17 protein-coding genes are annotated in these 14,450 nt (G+C 56.2%); 9 read left to right on the forward strand and 8 right to left on the reverse strand.

Annotated elements, in window-relative coordinates; all coding sequences use genetic code 11:
* The first annotated feature begins 45 nt into the window (after positions 1-45).
* From ihfB to ACR0MP_RS00495, 6 genes are all read left to right on the forward strand, one after another.
* The gene (ihfB, locus tag ACR0MP_RS00470; protein WP_050603110.1) at positions 46-330 is read left to right on the forward strand and encodes an integration host factor subunit beta; all 285 of its coding nucleotides are present in this window, start codon (positions 46-48) and stop codon (positions 328-330) included.
* Between the two features lie 7 nt (positions 331-337).
* The gene (locus ACR0MP_RS00475; RefSeq protein WP_170397774.1) at positions 338-688 is read left to right on the forward strand and encodes a LapA family protein; all 351 of its coding nucleotides are present in this window, start codon (positions 338-340) and stop codon (positions 686-688) included.
* A gap of 9 nt (positions 689-697) precedes the next feature.
* Positions 698-1,342 carry a phosphoribosylanthranilate isomerase gene (locus tag ACR0MP_RS00480; RefSeq protein ID WP_480885507.1) on the forward strand — a complete coding sequence of 215 codons (645 nt, stop codon included), beginning with the start codon at positions 698-700 and terminating at the stop codon, positions 1,340-1,342.
* Between the two features lie 45 nt (positions 1,343-1,387).
* Positions 1,388-1,723 carry a hypothetical protein gene (locus ACR0MP_RS00485; protein ID WP_480885508.1) on the forward strand — a complete coding sequence of 112 codons (336 nt, stop codon included), beginning with the start codon at positions 1,388-1,390 and terminating at the stop codon, positions 1,721-1,723.
* Positions 1,724-1,790: 67 nt separating this feature from the next.
* Positions 1,791-3,038, forward strand: a complete 1,248-nt coding sequence (gene trpB, locus ACR0MP_RS00490; protein WP_170397508.1) for a tryptophan synthase subunit beta — start codon at positions 1,791-1,793, stop codon at positions 3,036-3,038.
* A gap of 51 nt (positions 3,039-3,089) precedes the next feature.
* Entirely contained in the window at positions 3,090-3,722 is a 633-nt protein-coding gene (locus ACR0MP_RS00495) for a class I SAM-dependent methyltransferase (protein ID WP_170404514.1), read from the forward strand.
* On the opposite strand, the gene ACR0MP_RS00500 is transcribed toward ACR0MP_RS00495, so the two are convergent.
* The 7 genes from ACR0MP_RS00500 to ACR0MP_RS00530 all read right to left on the reverse strand — a co-directional run bounded on the left by ACR0MP_RS00500 (position 3,719) and on the right by ACR0MP_RS00530 (position 9,753).
* A complete protein-coding gene (locus ACR0MP_RS00500) occupies positions 3,719-4,099 on the reverse strand; it encodes a DUF2237 domain-containing protein (RefSeq protein ID WP_170511469.1) in 381 nt (126 codons plus the stop codon). The two genes, ACR0MP_RS00495 and ACR0MP_RS00500, sit on opposite strands and share 4 nt — an antisense overlap.
* Positions 4,100-4,108: 9 nt before the next feature.
* Positions 4,109-5,272 carry a serine hydrolase domain-containing protein gene (locus ACR0MP_RS00505; protein WP_170511468.1) on the reverse strand — a complete coding sequence of 388 codons (1,164 nt, stop codon included), beginning with the start codon at positions 5,270-5,272 and terminating at the stop codon, positions 4,109-4,111.
* Between the two features lie 72 nt (positions 5,273-5,344).
* Complete coding sequence (gene pth, locus ACR0MP_RS00510; RefSeq protein ID WP_170511466.1) at positions 5,345-6,028, reverse strand: aminoacyl-tRNA hydrolase; 684 nt, start codon at positions 6,026-6,028, stop codon at positions 5,345-5,347.
* A gap of 130 nt (positions 6,029-6,158) precedes the next feature.
* Positions 6,159-6,812 carry a 50S ribosomal protein L25/general stress protein Ctc gene (locus ACR0MP_RS00515; protein WP_170397494.1) on the reverse strand — a complete coding sequence of 218 codons (654 nt, stop codon included), beginning with the start codon at positions 6,810-6,812 and terminating at the stop codon, positions 6,159-6,161.
* 254 nt (positions 6,813-7,066) lie between these two features.
* Positions 7,067-8,233, reverse strand: coding sequence for an alpha-hydroxy acid oxidase (locus tag ACR0MP_RS00520; RefSeq protein WP_170397492.1), 1,167 nt, complete (start codon positions 8,231-8,233; stop codon positions 7,067-7,069).
* A gap of 163 nt (positions 8,234-8,396) precedes the next feature.
* Positions 8,397-9,188: a tryptophan synthase subunit alpha gene (gene trpA, locus ACR0MP_RS00525; RefSeq protein WP_170404505.1), complete on the reverse strand. Its 792-nt coding sequence runs from the start codon at positions 9,186-9,188 to the stop codon at positions 8,397-8,399.
* Between the two features lie 79 nt (positions 9,189-9,267).
* Positions 9,268-9,753: an acyloxyacyl hydrolase gene (locus tag ACR0MP_RS00530; RefSeq protein WP_170404502.1), complete on the reverse strand. Its 486-nt coding sequence runs from the start codon at positions 9,751-9,753 to the stop codon at positions 9,268-9,270.
* A gap of 202 nt (positions 9,754-9,955) precedes the next feature.
* Here ACR0MP_RS00530 and ychF point away from each other — a divergent pair, with 202 nt between their 5' ends.
* Positions 9,956-11,053: a redox-regulated ATPase YchF gene (gene ychF, locus ACR0MP_RS00535; RefSeq protein ID WP_170397486.1), complete on the forward strand. Its 1,098-nt coding sequence runs from the start codon at positions 9,956-9,958 to the stop codon at positions 11,051-11,053.
* 28 nt (positions 11,054-11,081) lie between these two features.
* Here ychF and ACR0MP_RS00540 read toward each other — a convergent pair whose 3' ends face one another.
* Entirely contained in the window at positions 11,082-11,510 is a 429-nt protein-coding gene (locus tag ACR0MP_RS00540) for a DUF4275 family protein (protein ID WP_170404500.1), read from the reverse strand.
* 269 nt (positions 11,511-11,779) lie between these two features.
* On the opposite strand from ACR0MP_RS00540, the gene ACR0MP_RS00545 reads away from it, so the two are divergent.
* Positions 11,780-12,661, forward strand: a complete 882-nt coding sequence (locus ACR0MP_RS00545) for a LysR family transcriptional regulator (RefSeq protein WP_170404498.1) — start codon at positions 11,780-11,782, stop codon at positions 12,659-12,661.
* An 85-nt stretch (positions 12,662-12,746) separates the two neighbouring features.
* Positions 12,747-14,450 (forward strand): NAD(P)H-dependent oxidoreductase subunit E, encoded by a 1,704-nt coding sequence (locus tag ACR0MP_RS00550; protein WP_170404495.1) that lies wholly within the window; start codon positions 12,747-12,749, stop codon positions 14,448-14,450.

The raw sequence follows: 14,450 nt of genomic DNA on the forward strand, positions 1-14,450 counted from the left end.
AGAACTATAGGCTTGTCACATCGTCCGCCTGGGAGGGTATTGCGTATGATCCGTTCAGAATTGATTCAGAAAATTGCCGACGAAAACCCGCATCTCTATCAACGCGACGTCGAGCGGATCGTGAATACCGTTTTTGAAGAAGTGACCGACGCCATGGCACGCGGCGACCGCGTAGAGCTGCGCGGTTTCGGCGCGTTTTCGGTGAAAAAGCGTGACGCACGTGTAGGCCGCAATCCCCGCACCGGTGAAACTGTGCAGGTTGAAGAAAAATGTGTTCCATTTTTCAAAACTGGCAAGTTGCTAAGGGACCGTTTGAACGGTAAAGCCTAGCCTCATGATGCGCTACATTCGTTATGCTTTTCTGGCTGCATTGGGGATCGTTCTGGTCTCGGTTTCGCTGGCCAATCGCCAAATTGTTGAACTTAAGCTTATGCCGGATGCTTTGTCCGAGTTGCTGGGGTTCAACCTGTCAACCTCCTTGCCGCTGTTTCTGGTCGTGCTGGGTGGGGTTGTTGCCGGCCTAGTCATCGGCTTCCTGTGGGAATGGCTGCGCGAGCATAAGCACCGCAAGGATGTGACCGTGAAGCAAGGCGAAGTGCGCAAGCTTGAGCGTGAAGTTAAGAAGCTCAAGAAAAAGCAGAATGAAGGTCAGGATGATGTGCTGGCCATTCTGGATGAGGCAAGCTGAGGCCCTACGATGCCCGCTGATATCCGAGTTAAAATCTGTGGCCTGACCGCCCCTGACCACGTGCGCGCTGCTGTGGATGCGTGCGCGGGTTATGTTGGCTTTGTGTTTTTCCCCAAATCCCCGCGGCATGTTGAGCCCCAGACAGCTGCGACATTGGCACAGGAGGTGCCTGCGGGCGTCGCCAAGGTGGCGCTGACAGTGAATGCGACGGACGAGGATTTGGACCACATTCTTTCGATCGTGCCTCTGGATATGTTGCAACTGCATGGCAAAGAAAGTCCTGAGCGTGTGCAGCAAGTGCGAGACCACTTCGGCCTGCCAGTAATGAAGGCCATTGGTGTGGCCGAGGCCGAAGACCTCGCGGCCATCGATCTCTATTCAGATGTGGCGGATCAGCTGTTGATCGACGCAAAGCCACCGCGAAACGCGGAACTGCCTGGTGGTAACGGTTTGTCTTTTGATTGGCGCCTGCTGGCAGGTCGTAAATACTGGCGTAGGCCATGGATGCTGGCCGGAGGTCTGACCCCTGACAATGTTGCAGAAGCGGTGCGAATGACCGGCGCACAGCAGGTGGATGTCTCATCCGGCGTCGAAAGCTCTCCGGGTGTAAAGGATGCCGGGCTGATCCGCGCCTTTATCGACGCGGCAAGTTGATCTGATCTGCACGAACCTGCGTATCTCCTCAAAATGGGGGAGAGCATGCTGGCAGTGATCGGCGGAGTTTCACTTAAACGATGGTATCACGGGCCCGAGTTCTTCTGGCGCGCTCATCAATCCTTGCGGCAGGCACTCGGTGACGCGCTGTGCCTGCATGCCGAGGTATTTGTGCGTCAAGGCTGTTATTTTTCATACACAGTCTGGCATGATGTCGAAGCTATGCTGACATTCGCATATTCCGGCCCTCATCGCCGTGTAGTACGCGCGTCGACCCGTCTGGCCGATATCAATGTGTTCTGTCAATTTCCCTGCATTGCTGTTCCAAGTCGAGTTCAGGCACTTCAGGTGTGGGAACAGTGCGCTCAGGCGGCGGAATGATACGTTTTGCGATGGCAAATCACTCCATCACCTCCTATGAACATCGGGTACGACGAGGGAGACTTCCATGGCCAACGATCTTTTTAATTCCTTCATGTCCGGCCCCGATGAACAAGGCCGCTTTGGCATCTTCGGCGGGCGCTTTGTCAGCGAAACGCTGATGCCGCTGATCCTGTCACTGGAAGAGGAATATGACAAGGCCAAGGATGACCCCACATTTTGGGCCGAGATGGACGATCTGTGGGCAAACTACGTGGGTCGCCCTTCGCCGCTCTACTACGCGGAACGCCTGACCGAACATCTGGGCGGCGCAAAGATTTACTTGAAGCGTGACGAACTGAACCACACGGGCGCGCATAAGATCAACAATGTGCTGGGCCAGATCATTCTGGCGCGGCGCATGGGAAAGACCCGGATCATCGCCGAGACCGGGGCAGGGCAGCACGGCGTGGCCACAGCCACCGTCTGCGCCAAATTCGGCCTGAAGTGCATTGTCTACATGGGTGCCCATGACGTTCAGCGCCAGGCCCCGAACGTGTTCCGTATGCGCCTGTTGGGAGCCGAAGTGATCCCGGTGACATCCGGCAGGGGTACGCTGAAAGATGCGATGAACGACGCTCTGCGCGACTGGGTGACCAATGTGCGCGATACCTTTTACTGCATCGGCACCGTTGCTGGCCCGCATCCTTACCCGGCGATGGTACGCGACTTCCAGTCGATCATCGGCAAGGAAGCCAAGGAACAGATGCAAAAGGCCGAGGGCCGTTTGCCCGACACCATCATCGCCGCCATCGGAGGTGGTTCGAATGCGATGGGCCTGTTCTACCCGTTCCTCGACGACAAGGATGTGAATATCATCGGTGTTGAAGCGGGCGGCAAGGGGGTTAACGAGAAGATGGAGCATTGCGCCTCATTGACCGGAGGTCGTCCGGGCGTGCTGCACGGCAACCGCACTTATCTGCTGCAGGATGATGATGGGCAGATTCTCGAAGGCTATTCGATCTCGGCCGGTCTGGACTATCCGGGCATTGGCCCCGAGCATTCCTGGCTGCACGACATCGGTCGCGCCAACTATGTCTCGATCACGGATAAAGAAGCGCTTGAAGCGTTCCAGTTGTGCTGCGCCACCGAAGGTATCATCCCTGCGCTGGAGCCCTGCCATGCGCTGGCGCATGTTATGAAAATCGCGCCGGAATTGCCCAAGGACCACCTGATCTGCATGAATATGTGTGGCCGGGGGGATAAAGATGTGCAGACCGTCGCACGGTACCTGAACTTTGATATGTCGGATACCGAAGGTCGCGCAGCGGACTGATTAGGCCTAACAGGCTTTGCGCCTTTGAGGAACTGTGCCAGTTTGCATTGCATGTGCAGTGTTTCCTCAAAGGCCGGACCCGACCGACTTGACCAGAAATACGATCAGGCCGCCCCGAGCTGGGCAGACAAGATGCGTCTGCTGGGGTATTTCGATGCCTATCTGGGTTTTCTGTCCTCGGACCCGCAGGTCGAATTGGGCCGTAACGCACTGGATATCGGGTGCGGTACGGGAGCCTTTGCCGAAGCACGCGCCGTGATCCGGCGCGAAGGGCATGTGACGCTTTTGGAACCTTCGGCCCGAATGCTGCAACTGGCAGGGTCAGCGTTGCAACGGCGCGGTGGAAACGCCGAGACTGTCCAATCGCGCTTGGAAGAGTTCCATCCGGCATCCCGTTTTGACTGCCTGTTGGCTGCGCATGTTCTGGAGCATTGCGTTGATCCGATAGATGCTTTGCGCCGCATGCGCGATCTGGCTGAACCGGGTGCAACGCTTTGGTTGGTAGTCAGCAAGCCACATTGGTGTAATGCGATCATCTGGTTCCAATGGCGGCACCGAACCTATCGACCGGATATTGTGGCGGAGATGCTCGCGCGTTCGGGCTGGGATCTGCAGGCCGAGCATGGCTTTCCAACCGGGCCGCCGTCGCGCACGTCTCGCGGATATCGGGCGATCGCCATCTAGTGCTCGTCTTCAGCGCGCTGCATTTTTAGAATATGGAGAGGTACGATATCCAGCGCCCTCTGGTGCGTGGCTTCAAGGTGCACCTTGGGCGCGCATCCCTCGTCATGGGCTTGCAAAAAGCGCCCCGCACACAAGCACCAGCGATCACCGGGTTTGAGCCCGGGAAAATCGAATTCGGGCCGGGGCGTGCTAAGATCGTTTCCGACATATTTTGAATAGGCCAGAAATTCGGCCGTCATCACGGCGCAAACCGTATGGCTTCCCTGATCCTCGGGGCAGGTGTTGCAGGCGCCATCGCGAAAGAAACCGGTTAACGGTGTGCGCGAGCAAGGCGCGAGCACGCCGCCCAGAACATTGATGCTGTCTTGCTTCTGCATGATGGTATCTTACAGGCTTCGCGCAATTTTGCGGAACATTTCTATGTTTTGCTCACCGACACCGGGATCGCGGAACTTCCGGTCTGCGCCCGTCGTGACAATCAGAACACCACGTGGCTGGTCGAAGTAAATGTACTGCCCATACACGCCCCGCGCCATGAATTCACCTTCATGGGCACCGATCGGGATCCACCATTGATAGCCATACCCTATCTTGCCCGGTTCGGTCGGTGCGCTTGGCCAAGTAGCGGCGTCGATCCAATCCGCGGGTACAATCTGCCGTCCATCGCGTTCGCCATCCTGCAAAATCAACTGCCCGAACCGGGCAAAATCGCGCGTTGTGAAGTTGAGACCACCCAGAACAAATGCAACGCCTGCTCCATCGGTGATGTAGTAGCCTTCTCGCTCCAATCCCAGCGGTGTGATCACTTTCTCGGTCAGTAACTCTGCAACGCTGCGTCCTGTTGCCCCCCGGATGACCATTCCGATCACATGAGTATCGATCGACACATATTGCCACGTTTCACCCGGCGCGACGAAACTGTCCTTCAACGAAGCCGCGAAGTCGTCCAGTTCACCTCCCAGCGCCACGACGCGGCCCATGCGATTGATGTCGGAATTATAGTCCAGATAATCCTCGTCAAAGGTCACGCCGCTGGCCATGTTCAACACGTTGCGGATCGTGGCGGTCTCATAGGCGCTGCCCTTGAGGTCGGGTGCGTATTGCACAACCGGATCGTCGAGCGAATTGATCGCGCCTTCATCCAGCAAAATACCGAACAAGGCAGACAAATAGCTTTTAGCAATTGACCAGGAGATCCTGCGATCATCCGGCCCGGTGCCCAGATAGTATTCTTCGAAACGAATTTCTCCGTCCTGCATCACCAACAGGGATGTTACCGAGCGATCTTCGATCCACTGGTCTGTTCCATCGGGAAGATCGAAGCCAGGCCCATACGGCAGCTCCCAGGTCGGGCCATTGCCACGCGGCAGAGTGACCGTCAGAAAGGCTTCGTCCATATTCGAAAAGTTGTGGACGATCTTTTCTTCTGAAAACAGCGAATTCACCGCCATCAGGCGCTGGATTTCCTCGCGTTTCCAAAATCCGACAACCGCCGCTGCCAATGCCAAGGTCAACAGGATACGCAGCAGCCATCTGAGCGCTGTTTTCATTCGTCACCTCCCTTTGCCTCTGACATTGGACTTTGGCCTGAGGCTTTGCGCAAGCGCAACGTTGCGGAATGATTATCTGAATTTATCCAGCAGCTTTTGCATGGCCGAACGCTCATCGGGCGCTGAAACGGCTTCGGCGGCAGCTTTGGGGGGCGTTTCAGGTTTAGTGGGCTGCTTCGATGATCTGGGTGGAGCAGTGCGCAGTGCAACGGCATTCATGAATTTCCCGCTTTCGTCATCGGCAAGATAAGTGGCACCGTCCGAGACGCCGCGCAGCACGTCATCCAGCCAGTCCGCATCCGCCTTTGCAAAGTCGCTTAGAACATAAGGCGAGACCATTTCTTTGCGGCCCGGATGACCGATACCCAGCCGCACGCGATCATAGGCCGGGCTGATATGGTCGTGGATCGACCGCAACCCGTTATGGCCTGCGTGGCCACCGCCTGCCTTAACGCGCACTTTACCGGGTGCCAAGTCCAGCTCATCATGGAAGACGGTCACGTCCGTCGAGTCGAGCTTGTAGAAGCGCATTGCCTCTCCCACTGACTGGCCAGAGCGGTTCATGAAGGTTTGCGGCTTGACTAGCAGCACTTTCTGGCCGCCTAGACGTCCTTCGGCAATTTCCGCCTGGAACTTGGACTTCCATGGACCAAACCCGTGATCTTGGGCAATGCGCTCTAACGCCATGAAGCCGATATTGTGCCGGTTGCGAGCGTATTTTGATCCCGGATTTCCCAAACCGACAAACAGTTTCATCGCTTTGTCCCTTACAGTCTCGCGTCGTTATCTCATTGCATGGATCAGGGGATGTTTTCCAGCCCCGTACACGCAAAAGAAAACGGGGCCCCAGAAGGCGCCCCGTTTCAAATCTGGATTTGATCCGGATTTATTCTTCTTCCTGGCCGATGACTTCAACTTCATCTGCAGCCACTTCTTCCTCATCACCCTCTTCGTCGTCGCTGGTCGACAGACCGGTGGGTGCCGAGACGTTGGCGATCACGAAGTCACGATCGATGGTGGGCTTGGTGCCTTCGGGCAGCACAACCGAAGAGATGGTGACAACGTCGTTGATTTCCATGCCAGTAAGATCAACAGTGATCTTCTCAGGAATGTCACCGGCTGTGCAGAGCAGTTCAACCTCGGGGCGGACAACGGTCAGAACGCCACCTTTTTTGATACCGGGGGCTTCTTCTTCGTTGATGAATTCAACGGGGATGAACAGCGCGATCTTGGTGGTCCGACGCAGGCGCATCAGGTCCAGGTGGGTCGGCAGGTCTTTGACAACGTCACGCTGGACATCGCGGCAGATGACGCGCACGTCTTCGTGACCTTCGACTTTCAGGTTCCACAGGGTCGACTTGAACCGGCCTGCTTTCAGGCGCTTGAACAGTACGTTGAACGGGATCTGGATCGGCAGCGGCTCTTTGTCGCCACCAAAAACAATGCCCGGAACCATGCCATCGCGGCGTGCTTGACGAGCGGCGCCCTTGCCTGTCCCCGTCCGTTCCAGAGCTACGAGATCAGGAATCTCTCCAGCCATGATAATTCTCCAATGTTAGGGCGGGCATCCTCCAAGGCTGTATGCCCGCGTGAAGCCGCGTCCTTAGCTTGATTCAGTTGGTTTGGAAAGGGCTTTTTGTAGCCCGAGAAATTTTGCGAGGCTCTGCCTCGCGCTCCGAGGTATTTACGGCCAGATGAAGGACGGATCCTCTGCTTCATCTGGCTGCAAGTACCTTGAACGAGACGCTCAATGGGCGGCCATGCGGCGTCTCCATCTACGTGGGAGGCGCAGGATCAAGCCTGCCAGCGACCGCCAAAGTCTTCGGGGACCAGAAGATTGTGGCGCCCAAGATCGGCTACGTTACGTTCACCGCAAAGTGCCATCGTTGTATCGAGCTCTTTCTGGATCACTTCCAATGCCGTTGTCACGCCTTTCTGACCCATTGCACCCAGCCCATAGACAAAGGCGCGACCAATAAAGGTGCCTTTGGCCCCAAGCGCCAGAGCTTTCAGCACGTCTTGCCCTGAACGGATGCCGCTATCCAGATGCACTTCGACATCACTGCCGACGGCATCCATGATCTCGGGCAGAACCCGGATCGAGCTGAGCGCACCATCCAGCTGCCGTCCACCATGGTTTGAGACAACAATTGCATCTGCGCCCAGCTTGGCAGCCATTTTGGCATCCTCGGCATCGAGTATGCCCTTGAGGATCACCTTGCCGCCCCATTGTTCCATCAGTTTCTCGACTTTGCCCCAGTCGAGGCTGGGATCGAATTGCTCGGCGGTCCATGTGCCCAGCGAGCGCGTATCTGTGATGCTATCGACATGACCGACGATATTCCCGAATTCTCGGCGCTTGGCACCTAGCATCTCGATGCCCCAGGCCCATTTTGTCATCAGGTTGGCGATGGTCTTTGGGGTCAGCTTTGGCGGCGCAGATAGGCCATTCTTCAGGTCCTTGTGTCGTTGGCCAAGGATTTGCAGATCAAGTGTAATGACAAGGGCCGAGCATTTCGCATCCTTCGCGCGCTGGATAAGTCGCCCGACATAGTCCTGATCTTTCATAGTGTAGAGCTGAAACCAGAAAGGGGCCGAAGTGTTTTCAGCAACATCTTCGATCGAATTGATCGACATGGTCGACAGTGTGAAGGGTACACCAAAGGCTTCGGCGGCTTTGGCCGCTTTGATCTCACCATCCGCGTGCTGCATTCCTGTCAGGCCTACCGGAGCCAATGCAACGGGCATGGATACATCCTGCCCGATCATCTGCGATGCGGTCGAGCGCCCTGTCATGTCTACGGCGACCCGTTGGCGCAGGCGGATATCTTCGAAATCCGACGTATTCTCGCGGAAGGTTTGTTCGGTCCAGCTGCCGCTTTCTGCATAGTCAAAAAACATGCGGGGTACGCGACGCTCATAGATCCGTTTGAGGTCTTCGATATTAGTAATGACTGGCATTGATCAGGCTCTCGCAGGATTGGTTAAGTTTCTTTACCAATTATTTTGAAACACTGCAATGCCCGCTTTCTGCAGTTGGTTGCCGCGTGGCCAAAACTAAAAACACCGCAGTAGGCGGCGCGCCTGCTGCGGTGAAGAACCATCTGAAAATGGAAAGAAATTGTTAGGCGGAGTGTGCGCCATCTGACAGTGTTTTGACAAAATCCAGAACCTCGGTCACCGGTTTTCCGGAACCGATCTGGCTGACAATGGCAGATCCAACTACCGCGCCATCGGATACACTCGCGATGTTTCGAGACTTTTCTGGCGTATTGATCCCGAAACCGACGATCACAGGCAAATCAGTTGCAGCTTTGATCCGAGCGACCTCGGGCCCAACATCGGTTGCCTGCGCTTCGGCGGCACCGGTTATGCCGGTAATCGATACATAATACACAAAGCCGGATGTGTTTTGCAGTACGCGAGGCAAGCGTTGGTCATCGGTCGTCGGCGTCGCCAAGCGGATGAAGTTCAGCCCGGCAGCTTGCGCGGGCAGACAAAGCTCTTCGTCCTCTTCGGGGGGCAGGTCGACGACGATCAGCCCGTCGATCCCCGCTGATTTTGCATCTGCCAGGAATTTCTCGACACCTCGGCTGTAGATCGGATTGTAATATCCCATCAGCACGATCGGTGTGGTGTCATCGGATTCACGAAAGGCGCGGGCCAAATCCAGAGTGCGTTGCAATGTCATTCCACCATCCAACGCCCGTTGGCCAGCAGCCTGAATGGTCGGGCCATCGGCCATCGGATCGGTAAAGGGCAGGCCCAACTCGATGACGTCGACACCTGCGCCGGGCAAACCCTTCACGACCTCCAGCGATGTGTCGTAGTCGGGATCCCCGGCCATGACATAAGCTACAAATGCCTTTTTGCCTTGCTTTTGCAGGGCGTCGAATTTGGCGTCAATACGGGTCATCGGAAATCCTTGCACTCGGGTTTGGACCTGATGTGCAGAAACTTTCGCTGAAAATCAATCCCGCTTGGTGGGCTTCCGATCAGAAGGCGTAATGGTATCTCAGCAAAAGTGCGTTTACGCCTGGGTTGTCTTCCTGCGTGCTGGCGTTGGATATATGAGTGATAGCGGCAGACAGTTTGTTGCCGCTTTCCAGCGTATAGCCAAGGCCCAGTAAGCTACGTATCTGAAAACTGCCGCCCAGATCATTCAGTTCGTTGGATTCACTATAGTATCCCGGCATGACACTGCCCTCGATGAACCAACGGTCCGCAAAAGTGTAAAGCCCGATCAGGCCCGCGCCAACATGCGTGTCACCGTCGGTATCAACAGACAGGGACGCACCCCAGGTGGCGCTGAAACGGGTCGCTTCGTAGAAAGAGCGATGCTGGTATTCCAGCGAAACAATTGCCTGATCTTCGCTCTCAGCGCTGGAATAATCTGCGTAGCCTGCTCCGAAAATGATGGATTGGGCTTGTGCTGCAGTAGCGGCTGTCAGCGCAAAAGCCAGAATAACAAGGGATTTCATTTTTACCTACTATGTCCGTCGTTCGTTGGTATTGGTTTTATTGAGGAATGTAGGTGCATGTTTTCAATGGACGCAAGAACACAAATCGATGTCGATTTTGTGATGTGGCAGAATAGACTCGCGGCAGTGTTCAGGCACTTTGCCTTGCGCATTGCACCGGACCTGCCTAGAAGCGGCGCTCGAATGGTATCAGGAGGCCGTCATGGGCTTTAAAATGGGAATCGTGGGTTTGCCGAATGTTGGCAAGTCGACTCTCTTCAACGCACTGACCAAAACTGCGGCAGCTCAGGCGGCGAATTTCCCGTTCTGCACCATCGAACCCAATGTGGGGGATGTCGCCGTTCCTGATGACCGGCTGGATAAACTGGCGGCGATTGCGTCCTCGAAACAGATCATCCCGACGCGCATGACCTTTGTGGATATCGCTGGTCTGGTGAAAGGGGCCTCGAAAGGCGAGGGGCTGGGCAACCAGTTTCTGGCAAACATCCGCGAGACTGACGCGATTGCCCATGTGCTGCGTTGTTTCGAAGATGGTGACGTGACCCATGTGGATGGCCGCGTTGATCCGGTGGCCGATGCCGATACGATCGAGACCGAGCTGATGCTGGCCGATCTGGAAAGCATCGAAAAGCGTCGCGCCAATCTGGTGCGCAAGCTGAAGGGCAATGACAAAGAAGCGCAACAGCAGGACCGCCTGCTGGCCGAGGCGCAGGAGATGCTGGAAAACGGCAAGCCAGCGCGTCTGGTTGAAGTGTCTGATGAAGACGCCAAGGCATGGAAAATGCTGCAACTTCTGACAACCAAGCCGGTGCTTTATGTCTGCAACGTGTCCGAAGAAGAGGCCGCCGAAGGCAACGAGTACTCTGCCAAAGTCGCTGAGATGGCTGCCGCGCAAGGTAATGCTCATGTCATTATCAGTGCCAAGATCGAGGAAGAGATCAGCCTTCTGGAAGACGACGAGGCACAGATGTTCTTAGAGGAAATGGGTCTGGAAGAGCCCGGCCTCGACCGTCTGATCCGTGCCGGTTACGACCTGCTCAAGCTGGAAACCTATTTCACCGTCGGCCCGAAAGAGGCCCGGGCCTGGACCATCCGCACCGGCACCGCCGCACCACAGGCCGCAGGTGTCATCCACGGAGACTTTGAGAAGGGTTTCATCCGTGCCGAGACTATCGCCTATGACGACTACATCGCCGCCAATGGCGAACAGGGTGCCAAAGAGGCGGGTAAGATGCGGGCCGAAGGAAAAGGCTACATCGTCAAGGATGGCGATGTGATGCACTTTTTGTTCAACACCTGAGAAGCCACCAAAGCAGTCACTGCTCAGCTTATAACCTCGGATTTTCTGCGAAGAACGGGCCGATATCGGGTTGCTCGTGCGTGAATGCCATTGTCCACTTCATGTTGTGGTGGGCTACGTAGATATCCGCGCCAAAAGATGTGAAATCTGGATATGTTTCTGAGACGCAGCGATACGACCATTTGATATCTTCATCAAAGATAACATACGCGGCAGGCCACTGATTCTTATAGGCATTTAAAGCGTCATCGCCCGCCCGCGCGATTTGAAACCCGTAACTGAAACCATGCCAGCGAAAGCGATTGTGAATCCAGGAACCGGTTGATTTCTTTACGTTCCCGGCGAATGTCTGATGCCAGCATTGAACAACCTCACCACCTTCTTTGGAATCGAGAGGATCAAAATCGACGCATTCACGCAACAAGAAGTCCTCAATTTGGTTTCTCGTAAGGTTCATGGAATAATTCGGTTCTATGTTGTTGTTGAACCGGCATATCGCGCGTTATGGCGAAGTGTCAAAACCGCTCAGGTGGCAAGATGCGATCCTGTTAGTTTCATTTGGGCTGGAACAGCAGTTCGGCAGGCTCAACCACCCGAGTATTGCATGTATCTGAAGCGCCGATCCTTTGGCAGCCAACAAATTGACGATGCTCGCATCTCACACATTTCTCTCGTGCAGAAATGTGGTTAGTTTGGATTTTGACCTGATACTTGAGACAGCTCTAGATGATCGAAATCCGCGACCTGCAATTGCTCAGCGCATTGGCGCGGCATCGTCATTTCGCCAAGGCAGCCGAGGAATGCGGGATTTCACAGCCTGCGTTCTCGATGCGAATCCGAAACCTGGAGGATCGGCTGGGTGTCTCCATCGTTCGCCGCGCAAACAGATTTCAGGGGCTGACCGAAGAGGGCGAGATGATTGTCCAGCGCGCGCGGCGCATTCTCGACGACACCAAGGCTTTGGAACAACAGGTGCTCGCTGCAAAGGGTGAGATCACCGGCACGCTTATTTTGGGTGTAATCCCTACCGCGATTGCCTTCACCGGGCGTCTTACGAAGCGGTTGCGCGATGCGCATCCACGTATCGTGACCCGGATTGAAACAATGTCTGCAACAGCCATTCAGCACCGGTTGGACGAAGGAAGTCTGGATGCTGGCATCACTTATGGCGACAGTATCGGTACCGATCTACGGCAAGTGCAGCGCTTGTACGAAGAAACCTATGTCCTATTGGTCCCCTCGCATATGACCGATGAGACAGGCCCGATCCCATGGGCCCGCGTGGCCGAGTTTCCCCTGAGCCTGCTGGAACCACAGATGCAGAACCGGCGGATTCTGGATCGGATATTCGCCGAACAGGGCTTGCACCCGGATATTGTGGCCGAGACCAGCGGATTCACTGCCTCGATGGTCATGGCACGCGAGGGGCTAGCGGCCACCGTGATTCCACGCGTGCTGGTGCGGGCGCTGGGCGACCTGAAGGACACAAGGGTTCTGTCCCTGATCGAACCCGTGGTGAGCAAGCCGATTTGTCTGGCCACGCTCACTCGCGACCCGGAATTGCCCACGGTCGCGGCCTTACGCACAGTGATGGCGTCTTTGCGGTGATAAACTGTCGTTATCGTGCGATTGAAATATGCGATTTGACGATATGCTAATCTGATGAGACACGGGGCCTCAATCGGAGGGCATCATGGCACCATTAGACACCAAGCCATCAGGCGCGCCAAAGGGCGTCTGGAAGTCAGGTAAAGGCAAGGGGCGGCACACGCCCAAAGGCCGTCAATTCTCGGACGAGGCACAAGCGGAAATTGCACGACTGTTGGGTGACCGCCCGCGACGTCGCGACCTGCTGATTGAATTTCTGCATTTGATTCAGGACGCACACGGCCATATCAGCGCCGACCACATCGCCGCTCTGGCGGTTGAGATGCGGATCGGGCAGGCTGAGATTTACGAAACCGCAACCTTCTATGCCCATTTCGATGTAGTGAAAGAGGGTGAAACGCCTCCTCCGGCGTTGACGATCCGTGTGTGCGATTCGCTGTCCTGCGAAATGGCAGGTGCCCAGCAGCTGCAAAAAGCGCTGGAAGACGGTTTGGATGCCTCGCAGGTCCGCGTTGTCCGTGCGCCCTGCATGGGACGCTGCGACACCGCTCCAGTGCTGGAGATCGGTCACAACCACATCGACCACGCGACCCCCGAAAAAGTGCGGGCCGCTATTGTTGCCGATGACACCCATGCGCACCTGCCCGACTACGAAACCTTCGCGGCCTATGAGGCCGAAGGTGGCTACGCCAAACTGAAAGAGCTGCGCGAGGGCGGCGATTGGGAGAAGGTGCAGGAAGACGTACTGTCCTCGGGCCTGCGTGGTCTGGGCGGCGCTGGCTTCCCGTCGGGCAAGAAATGGGGCTTTGTTCGCATGAATGAAGGCCCGCGTTATCTGGCTGTCAACGGCGATGAGGGCGAGCCCGGGACATTCAAGGACCGCTACTATCTTGAGCGCACGCCGCATGTCTTCCTCGAAGGGATGCTGATCGCCGCTTGGGCCGTCGAGGCAGAGACCTGCTTTATCTATATGCGCGACGAATACCCGGCAGTTCTGGAAATCCTGCGTCGTGAGATTACCGCGCTCGAACAAGCCGGGATCGTCGAAGAAGGCTATATCGACCTGCGCCGTGGTGCTGGCGCTTACATCTGCGGCGAAGAATCCGCGATGATCGAGTCGATCGAAGGTAAGAAAGGCCTGCCGCGTCACCGCCCTCCGTTCGTGGCGCAGGTTGGGGTCTTTAACCGCCCGACCTTGGTGCACAATGTCGAGACGCTCTATTGGGTGACCAAAGTTTGCCGTGAAGGGCCTGAATGCCTTAACAGCACCGAAATGAACGGTCGCAAGGGTTTGCGTAGCTATTCGGTCTCGGGTCGTGTCGCAAAGCCGGGCGTTTACCTTCTGCCCGCTGGCTCGACCATTCTGGACGTGATCGAGGCTGCCGGAGGCATGGCCGGGGGCCAGACCTTCAAGGCTTATCAGCCGGGTGGTCCATCCTCGGGTCTGTTGCCTGCATCGATGGATGACATCCCGCTGGATTTCGACACGTTGCAACCGCATGGCACCTTCATCGGGTCCGCTGCGGTTGTGGTTCTGTCCGATCAGGACACCGCCCGCGATGCGGCACTGAACATGCTGCGCTTCTTCGAAGACGAAAGCTGCGGCCAGTGCACGCCCTGCCGTGCAGGCTGCGAAAAGGCGGTCAAGCTGATGCAAGCCGACAAATGGGATCAGGAACTGCTGGAAGACCTGTGTCAGGTCATGGGCGATGCCTCGATCTGCGGTCTGGGGCAGGCGGCCCCGAACCCGATCCGCCTGGTCATGAAACATTTCGCTGACGAAATCTGA

Source organism: Ruegeria sp. K3, assembly GCF_056531845.1.

Coding starts and splice junctions, on each gene's coding strand:
- ACR0MP_RS00515 (WP_170397494.1), bottom strand. CDS start 6,812: ATGGCTGGAGAGATTCCTGATCTCGTAGCTCTGGAACGGACGGGGACA.
- ihfB (WP_050603110.1), top strand. CDS start 46: ATGATCCGTTCAGAATTGATTCAGAAAATTGCCGACGAAAACCCGCAT.
- pth (WP_170511466.1), bottom strand. CDS start 6,028: ATGAAACTGTTTGTCGGTTTGGGAAATCCGGGATCAAAATACGCTCGC.
- ACR0MP_RS00485 (WP_480885508.1), top strand. CDS start 1,388: ATGCTGGCAGTGATCGGCGGAGTTTCACTTAAACGATGGTATCACGGG.
- ACR0MP_RS00520 (WP_170397492.1), bottom strand. CDS start 8,233: ATGCCAGTCATTACTAATATCGAAGACCTCAAACGGATCTATGAGCGT.
- trpA (WP_170404505.1), bottom strand. CDS start 9,188: ATGACCCGTATTGACGCCAAATTCGACGCCCTGCAAAAGCAAGGCAAA.
- ACR0MP_RS00540 (WP_170404500.1), bottom strand. CDS start 11,510: ATGAACCTTACGAGAAACCAAATTGAGGACTTCTTGTTGCGTGAATGC.
- ychF (WP_170397486.1), top strand. CDS start 9,956: ATGGGCTTTAAAATGGGAATCGTGGGTTTGCCGAATGTTGGCAAGTCG.
- ACR0MP_RS00495 (WP_170404514.1), top strand. CDS start 3,090: ATGTGCAGTGTTTCCTCAAAGGCCGGACCCGACCGACTTGACCAGAAA.
- ACR0MP_RS00500 (WP_170511469.1), bottom strand. CDS start 4,099: ATGCAGAAGCAAGACAGCATCAATGTTCTGGGCGGCGTGCTCGCGCCT.
- ACR0MP_RS00475 (WP_170397774.1), top strand. CDS start 338: ATGCGCTACATTCGTTATGCTTTTCTGGCTGCATTGGGGATCGTTCTG.
- trpB (WP_170397508.1), top strand. CDS start 1,791: ATGGCCAACGATCTTTTTAATTCCTTCATGTCCGGCCCCGATGAACAA.
- ACR0MP_RS00550 (WP_170404495.1), top strand. CDS start 12,747: ATGGCACCATTAGACACCAAGCCATCAGGCGCGCCAAAGGGCGTCTGG.
- ACR0MP_RS00530 (WP_170404502.1), bottom strand. CDS start 9,753: ATGAAATCCCTTGTTATTCTGGCTTTTGCGCTGACAGCCGCTACTGCA.
- ACR0MP_RS00480 (WP_480885507.1), top strand. CDS start 698: ATGCCCGCTGATATCCGAGTTAAAATCTGTGGCCTGACCGCCCCTGAC.
- ACR0MP_RS00545 (WP_170404498.1), top strand. CDS start 11,780: ATGATCGAAATCCGCGACCTGCAATTGCTCAGCGCATTGGCGCGGCAT.
- ACR0MP_RS00505 (WP_170511468.1), bottom strand. CDS start 5,272: ATGAAAACAGCGCTCAGATGGCTGCTGCGTATCCTGTTGACCTTGGCA.